We start from the raw sequence: 16,206 nt of genomic DNA on the forward strand, positions 1-16,206 counted from the left end.
CGTCATGGACCGCACCCCTTGGCGCGACCGGCTGCTCCGGCTACGAACGGCCCTGTCCCGTGTGCCGGCAGTCGAGGCGATGCTGCTCGCCGACACGGCCGTGGCGCTGACGGTCGGCGGGATCTTCCGGCTGGCGGGCGCCGACCGACTCGCCGACCTGTGCTGGGCGCTGGGCACGGTGGTCGCCGTCGTGCCGGCGGTGGGCTGGGTCCTGGAGACGCTGCGTCGCGGCCGGGCGGGCGTGGACCTGATCGCGGTGCTGGCCCTGGGCGGCACCCTGGCCGTGGGCGAGTACCTGGCCGGTGCTCTGATCGCCCTGATGCTGGCCACCGGCCGCACCCTGGAGGCCGCGGCGCGGCAGCGGGCGTCGCGCGATCTGCGCGCCCTGCTGGAGCATGCGCCGCGCACCGCCCGGCTCCGCACCGGCACGGACGTGCGGACGGTGGAGCTCGCCGAGGTCGCCGTCGGTGATCTGCTGGTCGTGGGTCCCGGTGAGGTCGTCCCCGTGGACGGACGTGTGGTGGGCGGCGTGGCGGAGCTCGACGAGTCGATGCTCACCGGCGAGCCCCTGACGGTGCAGCGGCCGTCGGGCGATCCGGTGCGCAGCGGTGTCGTGAACGCGGGCGGCGCCTTCGAACTGCGCGCCACGGCGACCGCACAGGACAGCACGTACGCCGAGATCGTCCGGCTGGCCCGGCACGCCGGGGCGGAGTCGGCGCCCGTGGTGCGGCTGGCCGACCGGTACGCGGCCTATTTCCTGCCGCTGACGCTGGCGGTGGCCGCGCTGGCGTGGCTGGTGAGCGGTTCCGCGGTGCGGGCGGTGGCGGTCCTGGTGGTCGCCACGCCGTGTCCGCTGCTGCTGGCCGCGCCGGTGGCCGTCGTCTCCGGGCTGTCGCGGGCCTCCCGGCTCGGCGTGGTGGTCCGCGACGGCGGCGCGCTGGAGAACCTCGGACGTGCCCGCACCCTGCTGCTCGACAAGACCGGCACCCTCACCGTGGGCCGTCCGCGGGTGCTCGACGTGGTGGCGGCGCCCGGCTGGCAGCCGTCCCAGGTGCTGCGGCTCGCGGCCTCGCTCGACCAGTACTCGCCGCACGTCCTCGCCCGGGCCGTCGTGGACGCCGCCCGCGAGCGAGGGCTGCGGCTGTCGGTGCCTGCGGACGTGTCGGAGGAGCCGGGCCGCGGCGCCGTCGGCACGGTCGCGGGCCGGCGGATGAACGTGGGCCGGCTGGACGGCCGTGCCGACCAGCCCGGTTGGGCGCGCGCTGCCGACAACCGGGCCCTCCTCGACGGTGCGACCGTCGTCTGGCTCACCGTCGACTCCCGTCCGGTCGGCGCCGTTCTGCTGCGCGACCCGCTCCGCCACGACGCGCCGCGCACCCTGCGCCGGCTGCGGGCCGCGGGCATCGGGCGGCTGGTGATGCTCACCGGTGACCGTGCCGAGCCCGCCCGCGAGGTCGGTGCCGTCCTCGGGCTCGACGACGTGCGGGCCGGGCTCTCCCCGGCCGACAAGGTCGACGCGGTGCGTGCCGAACGCCGCCGCGCGGTCACCGTGATGGTCGGCGACGGCGCCAACGACGCCCCCGCCCTGGCCGCCGCGGACATCGGCGTGGCCATGGGCGCGTACGGCTCCACGGCGTCCTCCGAGGCGGCGGACATCGTGCTGACCACGGACCGGGTCGACCGGCTGGCCGACGCGGTCGCCATCGCCGTACGGTCACGGCGCATCGCCGTGCAGAGCGCCCTCGGCGGCATGCTGCTGTCGCTCGCCGCGATGGCCGCGGCCGCGGCCGGGCTGCTGGCGCCGGCCGTCGGCGCGCTGCTCCAGGAGGGCATCGACGCCGTGGTGATCCTCAACGCGCTGCGCGCCCTGCGCGACGACAGGTCGGCCGGGCCGGCGCTCACCCCGTCCGCGGAGTCGCTCATCCACCGCTTCGCCGCCGAACACGACGACCTCCAGGACGTGCTGGAGGCCGTACGCACCGCCGCCGACCGTCTCTCCGACGGCCCGGACCCCCAGGCCCTGGCCCCGGTGGCCGAGGTGCACCGGCTGCTCACCGAGCGCCTGCTGCCGCACGAGCACGCCGAGGAGCACCAGCTCTACCCGGCGCTCGCACCGACGCTCGGCGGCCCGGAGGTCATAGCCCCGATGAGCCGTGCCCACGCCGAGATCGACCGCCTCGCCCACCGCATCGCCACGCATCTTGCCCTGGCGGAACCCGACGGCTGCCTGACGCCGGAGCAGCTGGGCGACCTGCGGGCCTGTCTGTACGGCCTGCACACCGTGCTGCGCCTGCACTTCAAACAAGAGGAGGAGAACTACTTCTCCCTCGCCCCCTGACCCATTCCGCCCTCTCCCTGAGGTGATGCCATGGACGCCCCTGTGGGCACCCCGGACGCCGTGCTCGACTGCGCGCACCTGGTGCGGCGGTTCGGCGACCGCACCGCCGTCGACGACGTGAGTCTGCGCATCGCGCCGGGCGAGACGTACGGCCTGCTCGGCCCCAACGGCGCGGGGAAGACGACGACGATCAGGATGGCCTGCGGGCTGCTGCGCCCCGACGCCGGGGCGGTGCGCGTCGCGGGCCTGGCGGTGACCACGGCCGCCGGACCGGCCAAGAAGCTCATCGGCTTCGTCCCGCAGGACGTGGCCCTCTACCCGGACCTCAGCGTCCGGGAGAACCTGCGCTTCTTCGGCCGCCTGTACCGGCTCTCCCGCCGCGCCCTGGAGCGCCGCGTCGACGAGGTCCTCGACCTCATCGAACTCCGCGACCGCGCCGGCGACCGGGTGGACTCGCTGTCCGGCGGGATGCGCCGACGCCTCAACATCGGCGCCGGCCTTGTGCATTCACCGACGCTGCTGGTGCTGGACGAGCCGACCGTCGGCGTCGATCCGCAGAGCCGGCACGCGATCCTGGAGAGCGTCACACGGTTCGGCGAGGAGGGCATGGCCGTCCTCTACACCACGCACTACATGGAGGAGGCCGAGCGGCTCTGCGACCGGGTCGGCATCATCGACCGCGGCCGACTCGTCGCCGAGGGCAGCCCGCGCGAACTCGTGGCGCTGGTCGCCGAACGCGACCGGATCCGCCTGTCCGCCGCCGGCAACCTGACCGCGTACGCGGAGACCTGCCGGAACCTGGCCCGCGTCGAGGGCGCGGCCCGCACCGGCGACCACGACGAGGTGGTGGAACTGGTCGTCAAGGACGCGCGCAGCCTGTTGCCCGACCTCCTCGACCTCGCCCACGAACAGCAGGTCGACATCCGCAGCGTGGAGATCGACGAACCCGACCTGGAGGCGGTCTTCCTCCATCTGACCGGCACCGCGCTGAGGGAGTGAGGAGCCGTGGGTGTCGTTCTCGCCATCGCCGCCAAGGACCTGCGGCAGCGGCTGCGGGACCGGTCGGCCTGGGTGATCGTGTTCCTGGCGCCGGTCCTCATCTCCGCACTGATGGCCCTGGCGTTCAACAACAACTCCGAGTTCCGGGCGGACATCGGCGTCGTCGACCTGGACCACGGCCCGGCCGCCACCGGGCTGACGCAGGTACTCAAGAGCCCGGAACTCGAAGGCACCGTCCATGTGCGGTCCTACGACGACGAGAGCGCCGCGCGCCGGGCGGTGGACGCCGGGAGTGTGCACGCCGCGATCGTCGTGCCGAAGGGGTTCACCCAGGCCCTGCACGGTGGCACCACCGCGCCCGTGAAGGTCCTGGACAGCGTCGACTTCGGACTGCAGGCCCAGCTCGCCCGGGCGGTCACCGAGTCCTACGTCGCCCAGGTCAACGCCGACCGGCTGTCCGTCGCCACGGCCGTCGCCGCGGGCGCCCCGCAGCGGGACGTCCCTGAACTCGCCGCCAAGGCGGCCTTGTTGCGGCTGCCCGAAGAGGTGCGAGCGGAGGGACTGCCCGACGACGCGCTGAAGGTGATCAGCTACTTCGGGCCGAGCATGGGCATGTTCTTCGTGTTGTTCACGGTCGGTTTCGGCGCCCGCGGCTACTTCATCGAACAGCAGCAGGGCACCCTCGACCGGATCGCGGCGGCACCGGTCGGGCGGGGTGCGCTGCTGCTCGGCAAGTCGGTGTCGACGTTCGTGTACAGCCTGGCCGGGCTCGCCACCGTCACGCTGGTGTCGTGGCTGGCGTTCGGGGCGAGCTGGGCGGACCCGCTCGGCGTGGCGGCGCTCAGTGTGGCCATGGCGGTGTGCGTGGTGTGTCTGACCGCGCTGGTCGTCGCGCTGGTGCGGACGGAGCAGCAGGCGCAGGGGCTCGCCTCGATCCTGGTCTTCGCGCTGGTGCTGCTCGGCGGCAACTTCGTCTTCGCCTCCGGCACCACGCCGCTGATCCGCCGCCTCGCCCTGTTCACGCCCAACGGCTGGGCCCTGCGCGGCTTCACCGACCTGGGCACCGGGGTGCGCGGGTGGGCGGCGGTCGGCGCCCCGCTGCTGGGCATCGCCGCGTTCTCGGCGGCCGTGGCCGCGGTGACCGCTCTGCTTCTCCGGCTCAGGAGGACGCCATGACCGCACTCGCGGTGACCCGGGCGACGCTGACCCGCGTCCTGCGCGACCGGACCGCCCTGTTCTTCATGGTGCTGCTGCCGGTGGCCATCATCGTCGTCATCGGGGTGACCGTCAGTGGCTTCGACCGGTTCCGGATCGGGCTGGTCCCCGCCGCCCGCACCGGCCCCGTGGCCCAGGAGCTGGCCACGGAACTCCGGAGCGCGCCCGGCCTGCGGACCCGTACGTACGAGTCCGCCCAGGACGCCCGAACCGCGCTGCGGCGCGCCGAACTGGACGCGGTCGTGCTGGTGCCGGCGGGTCTCGACGCCGAAGTGCGGGCCGGGCGCACCGTCGGCGTGCGGGTGCTGGTGGAGCCGACCGGGAGCGCCGGGCACGGCGCCGTGTCCTCGGTGTCGGCCGTGGTGGCGGAGCACGGGGCGCGGCTCCAGGCCGCCGCCTTCGCCGGCGATCAGGCGGGCGGGACCTTCGACGAGAACCTCGCGCTGGCCCGCGGCGCCGAGCGGGCGTCCTCGCCCCTCGTCGTACGGACGCAGACCGTCAACGGGGAGAGCGACTACCTGCCGCTCGGCTACAGCTACAGCACGCCGACCATGCTGGTGCTGTTCGTGTTCATCAACGCGCTGGCGGGCGGCGCGGCCATCGTGGCGACCCGTCGCACGGGCGTGTACGCGCGGGCCCTGGCGGCGCCCGTCCCCGCTCGCACGCTCGTTCTAGGCGAGACGCTGGCCTACTTCCTGCTGGCCGTCCTGCAGTCCCTGCTGATCGTCGGGATCGGGGCACTGGCCTTCGACGTCGCGTGGGGCGACCCGCTGGCCGCCGGTGTCCTGATCGCCGTGTGGGCGCTGGTGGGCACCGGGGCGGGGGTGCTGGCCGGGGCCCTGTTCCGCACGCCGGAGCAGGTGCACGCCATCGGTCCCGCCGTCGGTATCGGGATGGGCATGCTGGGCGGCTGCATGTGGCCGCTGGCACTGGTGCCGGACTGGCTGCGCACCGCCGGACACGCGGTGCCGCAGGCGTGGGCCGTCGACGCGTGGACGACACTGCTGTCCCGCGACGGGAACCTGCCCGCCATTCTGGGCGACCTCACCGTCCTGGCCGGCTTCGCCGTCGCGCTCGTCACGCTGGCCTCCCTGGCCCTGCGCCGCAGGCTCGTGGCGAGCTCCGGCAGTTGACCCCCGACCGGCCCCGCACTTGGGGCCGGCCGGCCCCCGAGGCGGTCAACCGCCCCGCGCTGTACTGGAGTTGGGGAACACGCGGTTCCTCCCTCAGGAGGGAGTCATGGCATGGCAACGTCACGCACACTGCGGCGGATCGCGCTCATCGGTGCGGTGCCGGCCGTCGGGGCCGCGCTGCCGACGTCCGCGACCGGCGTCCGCACCCACAACACGGCCAGTGTCTCGACCGTCAACGCCCCGGTCCGGGACGGCAGTCCGAGGTCCACGGTCGACCGGGTGGCCGACTTCTACGGCGCCTACATCGACGTGCTGTACGACTCGGGTCGCGGCCGGCTGGCCGATTCCCTGCGCGAGCACTATCTGACCGCGCGGCTCCGCGCCGACCTCGCCCGTTGGGAGAAGGCGCACCACACGGACGGCGTCCTGCGCGCCAAGGGCGTGCCGGCCGCCTGGAAGGTCGTCTGCAGCGACAGCGGGATGGGCCACTGCTGGACCAGGGTCACACTCACCTGGGAGGACGCCGGGAACCAGGTCCACCACATGCGGCTGCTGGTCCGGTCCGACCTCGAGACGCAGCTCATCTCCGGTATCCGGATCGCCTCGTGAAGCCCGACACACCCAGGGGAGCCGCAGCGCCGACACTGCGGCTCCCGCCATCCGCACGTCCGGTCAGGACCGGACGGCACCCGCGCGAGGGACGCTCCCGCAGGACGGCTCTCGCGCACCGACGCCGACGGCACAAGGCCGCCGAGCGCCCCCAACGGGCTCGTCCACTGCCCTGTCGGTCCCCGTGGACCAGTGGGCGAGCGGGCCACGTCTCGTTCCTGTCTCCAGTCTGCGCGCCACCGCCACCGGCCCGGAGAGGCCGAGCGTCCCGCACCCAGTGCCGGTCGGCGGATGTTCAGCCCGGCAGGTCCAACTGCCCCGTCTCCCCCGGCGCCAGACGCACCACACGGTCCGGCAGCCGTACGTCGATGGGCGTGGCGTCGGACGAGGGCACCGAGATCTCCAGCCGCCCCCGCTCCAGGTGGAGCCGTACGCCCCAGTGGCCCTGGTAGCGCAGGTTGAACCCGTACGAGGAGAGTTCCGGCAGCGGCACCGGGTCGAGCCACAGGGCCCCGGCCCGCGTCTCCAGGCCGGTCAGGCCGCGCTGGACCAGGTCGAGGGTGCCCGCCATCGCGCCGAGGTGGATGCCCTCGCCGGTGGTGCCGCCCTGGATGTCGGCGATGTCGCCCTGGAGGGCCTCCTGGCAGTACTTCCAGGCCTCCGCCCGCCGCGCGCGGGCCAGCACCCAGCCGTGCACCAGGCCGCTGAGGGTGGAGCCGTGGCTGGTGCGGTGCAGGTAGTGGTCGACGGTACGGCGCCATGTCTCGTCGTCGAGCCGCAGCCCCAACCGGTCGAACAGGCCGCGCAGTTCGGCCGGCGAGAAGAGGTAGCCGAGCATCAGCACGTCGGCCTGCTTGGAGGCCTGGTAGCGGTTGACGCTGTCGCCCTCCGCCTCCAGGATGCGGTCCAGGCGCCGGATGTCGCCGTAGCGCCCGCGGTAGCCGTCCCAGTCCAGCTCGGCGAGGTCGCCGTAGCCCTCGAACTGGCTGATGACACCGGCGTGGAAGGGCACGTGCAGGGTGCGCGAGACGTCCTCCCACAGCTCCAGCTCGCCCTCGTCCAGGCCGGTGCGCTCGACGAGTTCGCGGCGGCGGGGTTCGGGCAGGGCACGCACCAGTTCCAGGGTGCGGGTGAGGACCCAGGCGGCGGTGACGTTGGTGTAGGCGTTGTCGTCGAGGCCGGGTGTGCTCGCGCCGGGGTAGGCCTCGTGGTACTCGTCGGGGCCGACCACGCCCTTGATGCGGTGCCGGCCGAGGCTGTCGTCGTAGACCGCCGAGTCGGCCCAGAAGCGGGCGATCTGGAGCAGCATCTCGGCGCCCTTGGTGTGCAGGAACTCCATGTCGCCACTGGCCTCGCAGTACTGCCAGACGTTGTAGGCGACGGCCGAGCCGACGTGGTGCTGGAGCCGGGAGTGGTCGGACAGCCAGCGCCCGGAGCGCGGGTTGAGGTGGAGCTGCTGGGTCTCCTCGCGTCCGTCGCTGCCGCTCTGCCAGGGGTACATCGCCCCCTTGCGGCCCGCCTGCCGCGCGGTCGTGCAGGCCTGTTCCAGGCGGCGGTGGCGGTAGCGCAGCAGAGCGCGGGAGACCTCGGGGAAGTGCAGGTTGAGGTAGGGCAGGACGAACAGCTCGTCCCAGAAGACATGGCCGCGGTAGGCCTCGCCGTGCAGCCCGCGGGCGGGTACGCCGACGTCGAGGTCGGCGGTGTGCGGGGAGAGGGTCTGCAGGACGTGGAAGAGGTGCAGCCGCAGGATGCGGCCGGCCTCGCCCGCCACGTCCAGGGCGGCCCGGCGCCACAACTGGTCCCAGGCCGTGAGGTGTGACTCCAGCAGTTCGTCGAAGTCCGGGGCCCGGCCCACCCGGTCGAGCGCGGCGTAGAGGGGGTCGCTGATCGCCGGGTCGCGTGAGGTGTGCAGGGCGACGGTCTTGTCGACGGTCGCGGTCCGGCCGGCCTCCAGATCGAGGCTCAACTGCTGGATGGCATACGGCGATTCGTGCCGTACGGCGACGGGCGCGCCGGCGGTCAGCCGGGCCGCCATGCCGATGCGGATGTCGGAGGTGCGGGTGCGGCAGCGCAGCCACACCGTGTCGGGGGCGGCGGTACCCGTGTGCACGTGGGTGAGATGGCGGCCGTCCAGGTCGCGGTAGCGCGGCACGCCCGCGTTGGTGACGCCCCCGTCGAGCCCGGCCTCGACCTCCAGCGACCCGGCGAAGCCCTCGGCCGTGAACTCGGTGCGCAGGGCGGCCAGATGAGGATCGGCCATGTGCACGATCCGCTGCTGGCGCACCATCAATTCCCGTTCCCCGCCCAGGTCGTAACGGGTGCGCCGCTCCAACATGCCGGAGTCCGGATGCAGGGTGAGCCGGTGGTCGAGCACCTTCGTGGTGTCCGGGGTGAGCCATGGCCCGCCGGGGAGACGGAAGCGCAGCACAAGCCAGTTGGGGACGTTGACCATGTCCTCGTTCTCGACGCTGCGGCCCGCCACCTCGGAGGTGAGCCGGTTGTAGCAGCCCGCGACATACGTGCCCGGGTAGTGCACGTCGTCCGCCGCGCACTCCGGCAGCGCTCCCCGGGTGGCGAAGTAGCCGTTGCCGAGCGTGCACAGCGACTCGCGGAGCCGTTCGTCGGCGGGCGCGTAGCCCTCGTACTCCCAGGTCCAGCCCGTCACGTCGGCTCCCCCGCCACGACCAGCTCCGCGAGATCCCGTACGACGATGTCGGCACCGCTGTGCAGCAGCCGGTCCCCCGAGTCCCCCGTGGCGGCGCGGTCCACACCGACCACGAGGGCGAATCCGCCGTTGCGGCCCGCCGACACACCGGCCAGGGCGTCCTCCACGACGGCGGCGCGCGCGGCGGGGACGCCGAGGCGTCGTACCGCCTCCAGGAACAGGTCGGGCCGCGGTTTGCCGGGCAGCCGGAGCCGCGCGGCCTCGCCGCCGTCCACGAGGACGTCGAAGAGGTCCGACACCCCGGCGTGGTCGAGCAGTTCACCGGCGTGACGGGACGCGGAGGCAGCCGCGACCGGCACCTCCGCCCGGCGCAGGGCGCGCACCAGGCGGACCGTGCCCGGGTAGGCGTCGACGCCGTGCGCGCGCAGCCGCTCGGTGAACAGGCGCTCCTTGTCGGCGGCGACGGCCCGCACGGTGTCGTCCGAGGTGTCGAGGCCGCGGGAGGCGAGGAACGCGGCGGCGCCGTCCAGGCGGGACTTTCCGTCCACGTGACGGAGGTAGTCGTCGCGGCCGTCGAACGGGCGGCGCTGGGCGGGGTCCTCGGGCGGGTGGGCGCGCAGGAAGGCGTCGAAGGCCGTCTTCCACGCCGCGGCGTGCACCCGGGCCGAGTCGGTGATCACGCCGTCGGTGTCGAAGACGACGGCCCGGATGTCACGCAGGGCGGGCGCGAGTTCCTCGCCGAGGTCCGCGGGGGTGCCGGGGCGGCGCACGGTCAGACCTGCTGCGGGACGATGGCGACGGGGCAGTCCGCGTGGTGCAGCAACGCATGCCCGACACGGCCCAGCTGGAGTCCGAAGTGACCGGTCCTGCGGCGCGCCCCGATGATCACCAGATCCGCGGCGGCCGAACGGTTCAGCAGCACCTTGCGGGCCGGCCCTTCCACGGTGGCCCTGCGCACGGGGACTTTCGGATGATCGGCGGCGGCATCGTGGAGCACCGCGTCCAGCAGGGCGGAGGCCTGCTCGGTGTGCTCGTGGGCCGTGTGTCCGGCCAGCAGCGGGTGGTCGGCCGTCTCGTGCTCGGGGCAGCGCCAGGCACGCACGACGTCCAGGGTGCACCGGCGAGCCTCGGCCTCGCGGAAGGCGAAGCGGACGGCCTCGCCGGACGTGGCGGGTTCACCGGCGCCGAGGAGGATCCGCTCGTGGGTGCCCTCCCGCCCCGCGCGGTCGCCGCGAACGACGATCACCGGGCAGTGGGCGCGGGCCGCCACGGTCAGCCCGACCGAGCCGAGGAGCAGGCCCTGGAGCTCGCCGCGGCCACGGGTGCCCGTCACCAGGGCGGAGGCGCCGTAGCCCTCGCGCAGCAGCGCTTCGACGGCCTCGTCGGCGATCACCTCGGTGGACACCTTGACCTCGGGGTGGCGTCGGCCGGCCCGCTCCGCCGCGCCGGCGACGATGTTGTCGGCCATCACCTGTTCGGACGGCCGGTCCGGGCTCGTCGACGGCAGGGCGCCCTCGTAGCGCTCCCACAGGGAGGCGTAGACCAGGCGCAGCGGCAGGCCGTGCCGGGCCGCCTCGTCCACGGCCCAGTCGACCGCCAGCAGACTCGATTCCGACCCGTCGACGCCCACGACCAGGGGCAGCTCCATGGCTTCCACCGCCTTGTGTCGGGCCGCGCCGTTGCAGCGCGGAACTCCACTCTCACCGTGCCATGCGCGGGCGCACGACAGCAGGGGTGGAACGGCCCTGGCCGGGGCCGATCGGCCCCTGGGCGGGGCTTCGCCGGCCCGAGAAACTGCAAGTGAGAACCGGACCAGAGGCTCTCCACTGGGGGAGGAGACTCGTCCGGGTCATCAAGGGGGACGGTCATGATTCCGCTCATCCTGATCGGCGCGGTCGTACTGGGCGCGGGCATGGTCTTCGGCTACAGCTCCGTCATCGTCGGCCTGATTCTGATGCTCGCCGGCCTCATCGGCCTCACGGCCTTCATGTCCACGCCGGGCGCGGTCAGGCGCCCGGGCGATCGGGAAACGGTCGTCGAGCGGCGCTACATGGGCAACCACGACGACCACCACAACTACCACGCGTGACCACCGACGGCTGTGCGGGGGACCGCCCCACGGCAGCCCGGCAAGGGACCGTTGGGCACCCGTGCCGCCCCCCTCGGCTCAACGTGGGCGTGCCGGCTTCCCGGCACGCTGGAGACACGGAACGCCGAGGGAGGCAGCCATGACGGAACGCGCCGCGGAGAAGAGCATCGTCGTGGGCGTCGACGGATCGGACGCGTCCATGGCCGCGCTGCGCTGGGCCGCCGGGCAGGCCCGGGCGCTGCACGCGGTCGTCGTCGCCGTCCACGCCTGGGAACCGGTCGCTGCCGGGCGCGCGCCCTACGCTCCCCCGGCGGCCCGGCCGACACCTGCGGAGCAGCGGGTGCAGGCCGCACAGGTGCTGGCCTCGGCGTTGCGCACGGTGTTCGGCCCGCGGATCGGGGACCGGGTGCGTGCCGTCGTCGTGGAAGGGCAGCCCGCGCGCGTGCTGCTGGAGCAGGCACGCGGAGCACTCCTGCTCGCGATCGGCCACCGGGGGGACGCCGCGCACGGGCGGCCCGTACCGGGGCCGATCGGCCGTGCGTGCCTGAGGGGCGCCACCGTCCCCGTGGTGGCCGTCCCTGCCGCCGACGTGCAACCGGGGCTACGGGCCATCGGGGCGGCGTAAATACGTTCGTCGCCTCCCGGGCCGATCCATAGACTCGCCGGCATGGACAACACCGAGACCTGGGAGACCGTCTGCAGGGTGTGCGGATACGACGACGATGACGTCTTCTGGGCGGACGGCCGGCCGACGGCGGAGATCTGCTCCTGCTGCGGCAACGAGTCGGATGTCGGTGACGAAAGCGTCATGGGGCTGCGCAACTACCGCGGTTACTGGGTCGGGCAGGGCGCCCCGTGGGCCAGTCCGAGCGCGGAACGCCGGCACAAGAGCCGGGGCTGGGACCTGCTGAGCCAACTGGCGAACATCCCCGAGCAGTGGCGTTGAGTGGGGCCGCGAGGGCCGAGGCGGGTGCGGCGCCCCGGTAGCTCAGCAGGAAACTGAGGTGCGGTGGTCCGTGCCGGTACGTGACGGGGTCGGCCGCGGCGCCGTCGGCGGGCGGTGCGTGTGGCGCTTGATCCAGCGCAGCGCCAGCTCGTCCAAGAGCGCGGCGAGGGCGAACGTCAGGCCCATCGCCGCGAACAGCAACAGGGCGAACCTCTCCCAGAACTCCGGTGTCAGACTCGTACCCACTGTCCTCGCCCCCTCCTCGGTCGGCGTCGTATCCCTCACGCCTCCAGCAAACTCCGGCACGACAGCGGGCACATGAGCCGACCGGCCCGGACCCGGGGTCTGCGCGTCCCTTGCTCCCGGACGATGCGTGCCGAAAGGCCGTTCGGCCCCTTGCGTCCGGTACCGCCCGGCCCCTGAGCGGGGGTCGGTGGCCTCATGGTCCCCGCACCGGAGGACGACGAGGATTCCTGGTACGCGCGGTGCCGGCGCAGCCGGGACATCGCGGATGACGTCCCAGGAGGCGACGGTCATGAAGCGGATACAAGAGGCCAGGCGCCCCCGGACTCCGCGCCGGCCGGAGCCGCAGGACCTGCGCACCCCCTCCGGGCGCCCCATGCCCTACTGAAGGCCCCCCGGGGTCAGCGGACGAGCACCCGCTCCCCCGACCGGGGTACGACCGCCGTCCAGCCCAGCATCCGGTCGATCCGGTCCCGCAGGGCGGCGGCCGCGTCCGGCTCCCCGTGCACCAGGTAGGTGGCGTGGGGTGCGGGAGCGTCCCGCAGCCAGTCGACGATCTGCCCGGCATCGGCGTGCGCCGAGAAATGCGGCAGGTTCGCGACCTGGGCCCGCACCGGAACGTACTCTCCGAACATCTTCAGCACCTGAGCGCCCTCGACGAGGTCTCTGGCCCGGGTGCCCTGCGCGGCGAAGCCCACCACGACGACCGCGTTGCGCGGGTCGGGCAGCAGCCGCCGCAGATGGTGCAGCACCCGCCCGCCGGTGGCCATACCGGACGCGGAGACGATCACGGCCGGTCCGCCCGTGCGGCTGAGCTCGACGGATTCCTGGAGGGAGCGGACCGGACGGAACGGCTCGGGGCCGAGCGCCGCCGCGCCCGCCAGGATCACCTCGGGGCGGAGCTCGGGCGCCTTGGCGAGGACGGCGTCCCGGTAGACGTCGAGGGCGGCCAGGGCCATCGGGCTGTCAACGTAGACCGGCACGGCGCTCGGGAGTGCCCCGGCCCGTCGCAGCTCGGCGAGTTCGTGCAGGAGCACCTCGGTGCGGTCCAGGGCGAACGCCGGGATGACGACGGTCCCGCCGCGGGCCAGGGTGCGGCCCAGCACCTCGGCGAAGCGCGTCCGGCCCGCCTCCTCCTCGTGCCACCGGTTGCCGTAGGTGGATTCCATGAGCAGGACGTCCGCCCCGTAGAACGGCTCCGGCGGCAGCAGCAGCGGATGGCCGGGACGGCCGAGGTCGCCACTGACGGCGAGGGTGTGCCCGTCCTCCAGGGTGAGGTGGGCCCAGGCCGAGCCGAGGATGTGCCCGGCGGGGTGCAGGGTCAGCCGAGTGCCGGTGGCGATGTCGACCGGGGTGTGCACGGGGACGGGCTCGATCAGCTTCAGCGTGCGGTCCACGTCCGAGTCGTCGTACAGGGGCTGCGCGGGGTGGTGCTTGGACCAGCCGTGCTCATTCGCGTGGTGCGCGGCCTCCAGCTGGAGTTTGGCGCTGTCGCGCAGCACGATCTCCATCAGGCGGGCGGTGAACTCCGTCGTCACGATCCGGCCGCGGAAGCCGTGCCGGGCCAGCCGCGGCAGGTAGCCGCAGTGGTCCAGGTGGGCGTGGGTGACGACAACCGCCTCGATGTCGGCACCGTCGCAGGGCAGCTCGCGCCAGTTGCGCCGGCGCAGATCGGCCAGGCCCTGGAAGAGCCCGCAGTCGACGAGAACCCGGGCGTGGTCGCTCTCGACCAGGAACTTGCTGCCGGTGACCGTTCCCACTCCGCCCAGGAACGTCAGCAGCGCCGGCCGCGAGCGGGTCGCGGTGTTCTCCTCCGGTCCTGCCACCACGGTGATCATGAGGTCGCTCTCCTTCGGGACTGGGGCCGATCGGCCCTGGTGACTCTCCGGGCGGTGTGCTCTGCTGGAGGTACGGAAAGGACCCGACACGGACGCGGGGAAGCGGCTCGGAGCCGTGCACCGCGCAATCTGGATCCGCGAGAAGCGGGTGGGTCCTTTCCGCTCTGTCGTGCTCCGGTGTTCTGCACCTCGTCGTGCTCAGGTCTCCTCCACGAGATCCGGGTCGAGGACCGGCCGCCGCGGCGGGCCCATGAGCGCGCTGTCCACGTCCACCACGCCCTCCACAGCCCTGGCGAGCCGTACGGCGATAGGGACGAGCCAGGTGTCCCAGACGCGGCCGGTCAGGGTGACGACCCCGTCGCGCACGTCCACCCGGACCGGTTCCAGCGGGTCGGGGAAGAGCGGCTCGACGACCTCGCGGCGCACTTCCTCCACGATGTCCGCGTCCGTGCGCAGAAAGACCTTGAGCAGGTCGGTGCGGCTGACGATGCCCGTCAGGACACCGGTGTCGTCGACGACCGGCAGGCGTTTCACCTGGTGCCGCGCCATGATCCGGGCGGCCCGGGCGAGGCTCGCGTCGGCGTCGACGGTGACGGCCGGTGCCGTCATGAGTTCGCCCGCGGTGCGCGCCTGGGCCCGCGCGAGGGCTTCGGGACGGCGCAGGCGGACGTCCGCGTCGGGGTCGTGCGCACGGAACTCCTCCTTGGGCAGCAGGTCGGCCTCGGAGACCACGCCCACGACCCGGTGCTCGTCGTCCACCACGGGCAGCGCGCTGATCTGCCAGCGCCGCATGGCCTTCACGATGTCCTTGAACGTCGCGGTGCTCCCGAGGGCGACGACGGTGCGGGTCATCACGTCGCTCACGAGGCGGGGGGTGCTGTGCATGGGGGCCTCCGGCGGTGCTCGGCCGTCGTCGCGGGGACGGCGTCTGTCTCCAGACTGGGGCGAGCGACCCGCCGCGGGCTTGGGCCGACCGGCCCTCGTCAAGGGCCCCGACAGGGCAATCTCCCCGGCGTGGCCGCTCCGGTACTGCCACAGGGGCCGTTCGGCCCCCTGCCGGGCCGGGTCAGCCCCTGCCCGCACCGGGCCTGCCCGGCGACGCTGGTGACGAAGGGCTCCGCGCACCGGCGCGCGGACACTGATGCGGGGAGGTGAGGTCCGTGCCTCGCCCCGTTGTCGTAGGACTGGACGGATCGCGCGAGAGTCTCGCCGCCGCCGACTGGGCGGCCCGGGAAGCACTGCGGCGCGGCCTGACGTTGCGTCTGGTGCATGCGTGGGAGGGCGGGACCTCGGCCGGCGAGCCGGGGTTGCCCGAGCTGGCGGCGCCGCGCTACTGGTCACAGCGGATTCTCCGCGGTGGCCTGGACCGGCTGGGCGAAAGCTATCCGCAGGTGCGGCTGAGCGCCGATCAGGTGCCGAACTCGGCGCCCGACGCCTTGGTCGCAGCGGCCGACGAGGCCGAGCTGCTGGTGCTGGGCAGCCGCGCTTTCAGCGGTTTCGGCGGTTTCATGGCCGGCTCGGCGGCACTGGCGACGGTGGCCAGGGCGACCCGGCCGGTGGTGCTCGTACGGGCCCATCAGCGCCTGGAGTCCGAGCACTTGCCGGACGCCGACGGCCGGCCCTCGGTCGGCACGCCGTACCGCGAGGTGATGGTCGGCGTCGATCCCGCGCACCGCTGTGAGGAGTTGCTCGCCTTCGCCTTCGAGAGCGCGATGATGCGTGCCGCCCCGCTGCGGGCGGTGTGCACCTGGCGGCTGCCGTACATGCCCGCCGCGGCCGAGGCCAAGGCCCGCAAGGCCGTGGGCCGAGATGCGGAGCACGCTCTGCGGACGGTGCTGGAGCCGTGGCGGGGGAAGTTCCCCACCGTGGTGGTGCACGAGCTGGTGCTGGAAGGCCGTCCGGCCGTGCAGCTGACGCAGGCTGCCGCGGACGCCGGTCTGCTGGTCGTCGGCCGCAAGGTCCGGCCGGCCCGCATCGGTACGCACACCGGGCCCGTGGCGCACGCGGTGATGCACCACGTCCGCTGCCCGGTCGCCGTCGTGCCCCACGCGTGAGTCACGAGGGGGCTGAGACCGTCCTTCCCGGTCCGACAGCAGGAGGCCGGACCGGGAAAGACAGCACCCGCGGCGGC

General features: G+C 73.6%; 15 protein-coding genes. 9 read left to right on the top strand and 6 right to left on the bottom strand.

Going from position 1 to position 16,206, the window contains the following annotated elements; translation table 11 throughout:
• Positions 1-4 precede the first annotated feature (4 nt).
• From ACFUO4_RS31880 to ACFUO4_RS31900, 5 genes are all read left to right on the top strand, one after another.
• The gene (locus tag ACFUO4_RS31880) at positions 5-2,338 is read left to right on the top strand and encodes a heavy metal translocating P-type ATPase (RefSeq protein ID WP_383491378.1); all 2,334 of its coding nucleotides are present in this window, start codon (positions 5-7) and stop codon (positions 2,336-2,338) included.
• A gap of 30 nt (positions 2,339-2,368) precedes the next feature.
• Positions 2,369-3,337 (top strand): ABC transporter ATP-binding protein, encoded by a 969-nt coding sequence (locus tag ACFUO4_RS31885; RefSeq protein WP_383491380.1) that lies wholly within the window; start codon positions 2,369-2,371, stop codon positions 3,335-3,337.
• 6 nt (positions 3,338-3,343) lie between these two features.
• On the top strand, positions 3,344-4,513 hold the full coding sequence (locus ACFUO4_RS31890) for an ABC transporter permease (protein ID WP_383491382.1): 1,170 nt from the start codon (positions 3,344-3,346) through the stop codon (positions 4,511-4,513).
• Positions 4,510-5,685 (top strand): ABC transporter permease, encoded by a 1,176-nt coding sequence (locus ACFUO4_RS31895; RefSeq protein WP_383491384.1) that lies wholly within the window; start codon positions 4,510-4,512, stop codon positions 5,683-5,685. The genes ACFUO4_RS31890 and ACFUO4_RS31895 overlap by 4 nt, the downstream gene beginning before the upstream one ends.
• A gap of 111 nt (positions 5,686-5,796) precedes the next feature.
• The gene (locus ACFUO4_RS31900; RefSeq protein ID WP_383491385.1) at positions 5,797-6,294 is read left to right on the top strand and encodes a hypothetical protein; all 498 of its coding nucleotides are present in this window, start codon (positions 5,797-5,799) and stop codon (positions 6,292-6,294) included.
• Positions 6,295-6,589: 295 nt separating this feature from the next.
• Here the strand turns inward: ACFUO4_RS31900 and ACFUO4_RS31905 are convergent, their stop codons facing one another.
• From ACFUO4_RS31905 to ACFUO4_RS31915, 3 genes are read right to left on the bottom strand one after another with little or no spacing between them, the layout of a single operon-like run.
• Positions 6,590-8,959, bottom strand: a complete 2,370-nt coding sequence (locus ACFUO4_RS31905; RefSeq protein WP_383491387.1) for a glycoside hydrolase family 65 protein — start codon at positions 8,957-8,959, stop codon at positions 6,590-6,592.
• Positions 8,956-9,729 (bottom strand): HAD family hydrolase, encoded by a 774-nt coding sequence (locus tag ACFUO4_RS31910; protein ID WP_383491389.1) that lies wholly within the window; start codon positions 9,727-9,729, stop codon positions 8,956-8,958. The genes ACFUO4_RS31905 and ACFUO4_RS31910 overlap by 4 nt, the downstream gene beginning before the upstream one ends.
• A 2-nt stretch (positions 9,730-9,731) precedes the next feature.
• Entirely contained in the window at positions 9,732-10,607 is an 876-nt protein-coding gene (locus ACFUO4_RS31915; RefSeq protein ID WP_383491391.1) for a universal stress protein, read from the bottom strand.
• Between the two features lie 219 nt (positions 10,608-10,826).
• Between ACFUO4_RS31915 and ACFUO4_RS31920 the strand changes: the two genes are divergently transcribed.
• The 3 genes from ACFUO4_RS31920 (at position 10,827) to ACFUO4_RS31930 (ending at position 11,994) form a co-directional block, all read left to right on the top strand.
• A complete protein-coding gene (locus ACFUO4_RS31920; RefSeq protein ID WP_383491393.1) occupies positions 10,827-11,048 on the top strand; it encodes a hypothetical protein in 222 nt (73 codons plus the stop codon).
• A 139-nt stretch (positions 11,049-11,187) separates the two neighbouring features.
• Positions 11,188-11,673 (top strand): universal stress protein, encoded by a 486-nt coding sequence (locus ACFUO4_RS31925; protein WP_383491395.1) that lies wholly within the window; start codon positions 11,188-11,190, stop codon positions 11,671-11,673.
• A gap of 42 nt (positions 11,674-11,715) precedes the next feature.
• On the top strand, positions 11,716-11,994 hold the full coding sequence (locus ACFUO4_RS31930) for a hypothetical protein (protein WP_383491397.1): 279 nt from the start codon (positions 11,716-11,718) through the stop codon (positions 11,992-11,994).
• A gap of 42 nt (positions 11,995-12,036) precedes the next feature.
• Here the strand turns inward: ACFUO4_RS31930 and ACFUO4_RS31935 are convergent, their stop codons facing one another.
• The 3 genes from ACFUO4_RS31935 to ACFUO4_RS31945 all read right to left on the bottom strand — a co-directional run bounded on the left by ACFUO4_RS31935 (position 12,037) and on the right by ACFUO4_RS31945 (position 14,960).
• The gene (locus tag ACFUO4_RS31935; protein WP_383491399.1) at positions 12,037-12,240 is read right to left on the bottom strand and encodes a hypothetical protein; all 204 of its coding nucleotides are present in this window, start codon (positions 12,238-12,240) and stop codon (positions 12,037-12,039) included.
• A gap of 398 nt (positions 12,241-12,638) precedes the next feature.
• Positions 12,639-14,075, bottom strand: coding sequence for an MBL fold metallo-hydrolase RNA specificity domain-containing protein (locus ACFUO4_RS31940; protein WP_383491401.1), 1,437 nt, complete (start codon positions 14,073-14,075; stop codon positions 12,639-12,641).
• A 198-nt stretch (positions 14,076-14,273) separates the two neighbouring features.
• Positions 14,274-14,960: a CBS domain-containing protein gene (locus tag ACFUO4_RS31945; protein WP_383491403.1), complete on the bottom strand. Its 687-nt coding sequence runs from the start codon at positions 14,958-14,960 to the stop codon at positions 14,274-14,276.
• A 275-nt stretch (positions 14,961-15,235) separates the two neighbouring features.
• Between ACFUO4_RS31945 and ACFUO4_RS31950 the strand changes: the two genes are divergently transcribed.
• Positions 15,236-16,129: a universal stress protein gene (locus tag ACFUO4_RS31950; protein WP_383491405.1), complete on the top strand. Its 894-nt coding sequence runs from the start codon at positions 15,236-15,238 to the stop codon at positions 16,127-16,129.
• Positions 16,130-16,206 lie beyond the last annotated feature (77 nt).

It is taken from the genome of Streptomyces sp. NPDC057280 (genome assembly GCF_042668605.1).
In the GTDB taxonomy this organism is placed as follows: Bacteria; Actinomycetota; Actinomycetes; order Streptomycetales; family Streptomycetaceae; genus Streptomyces.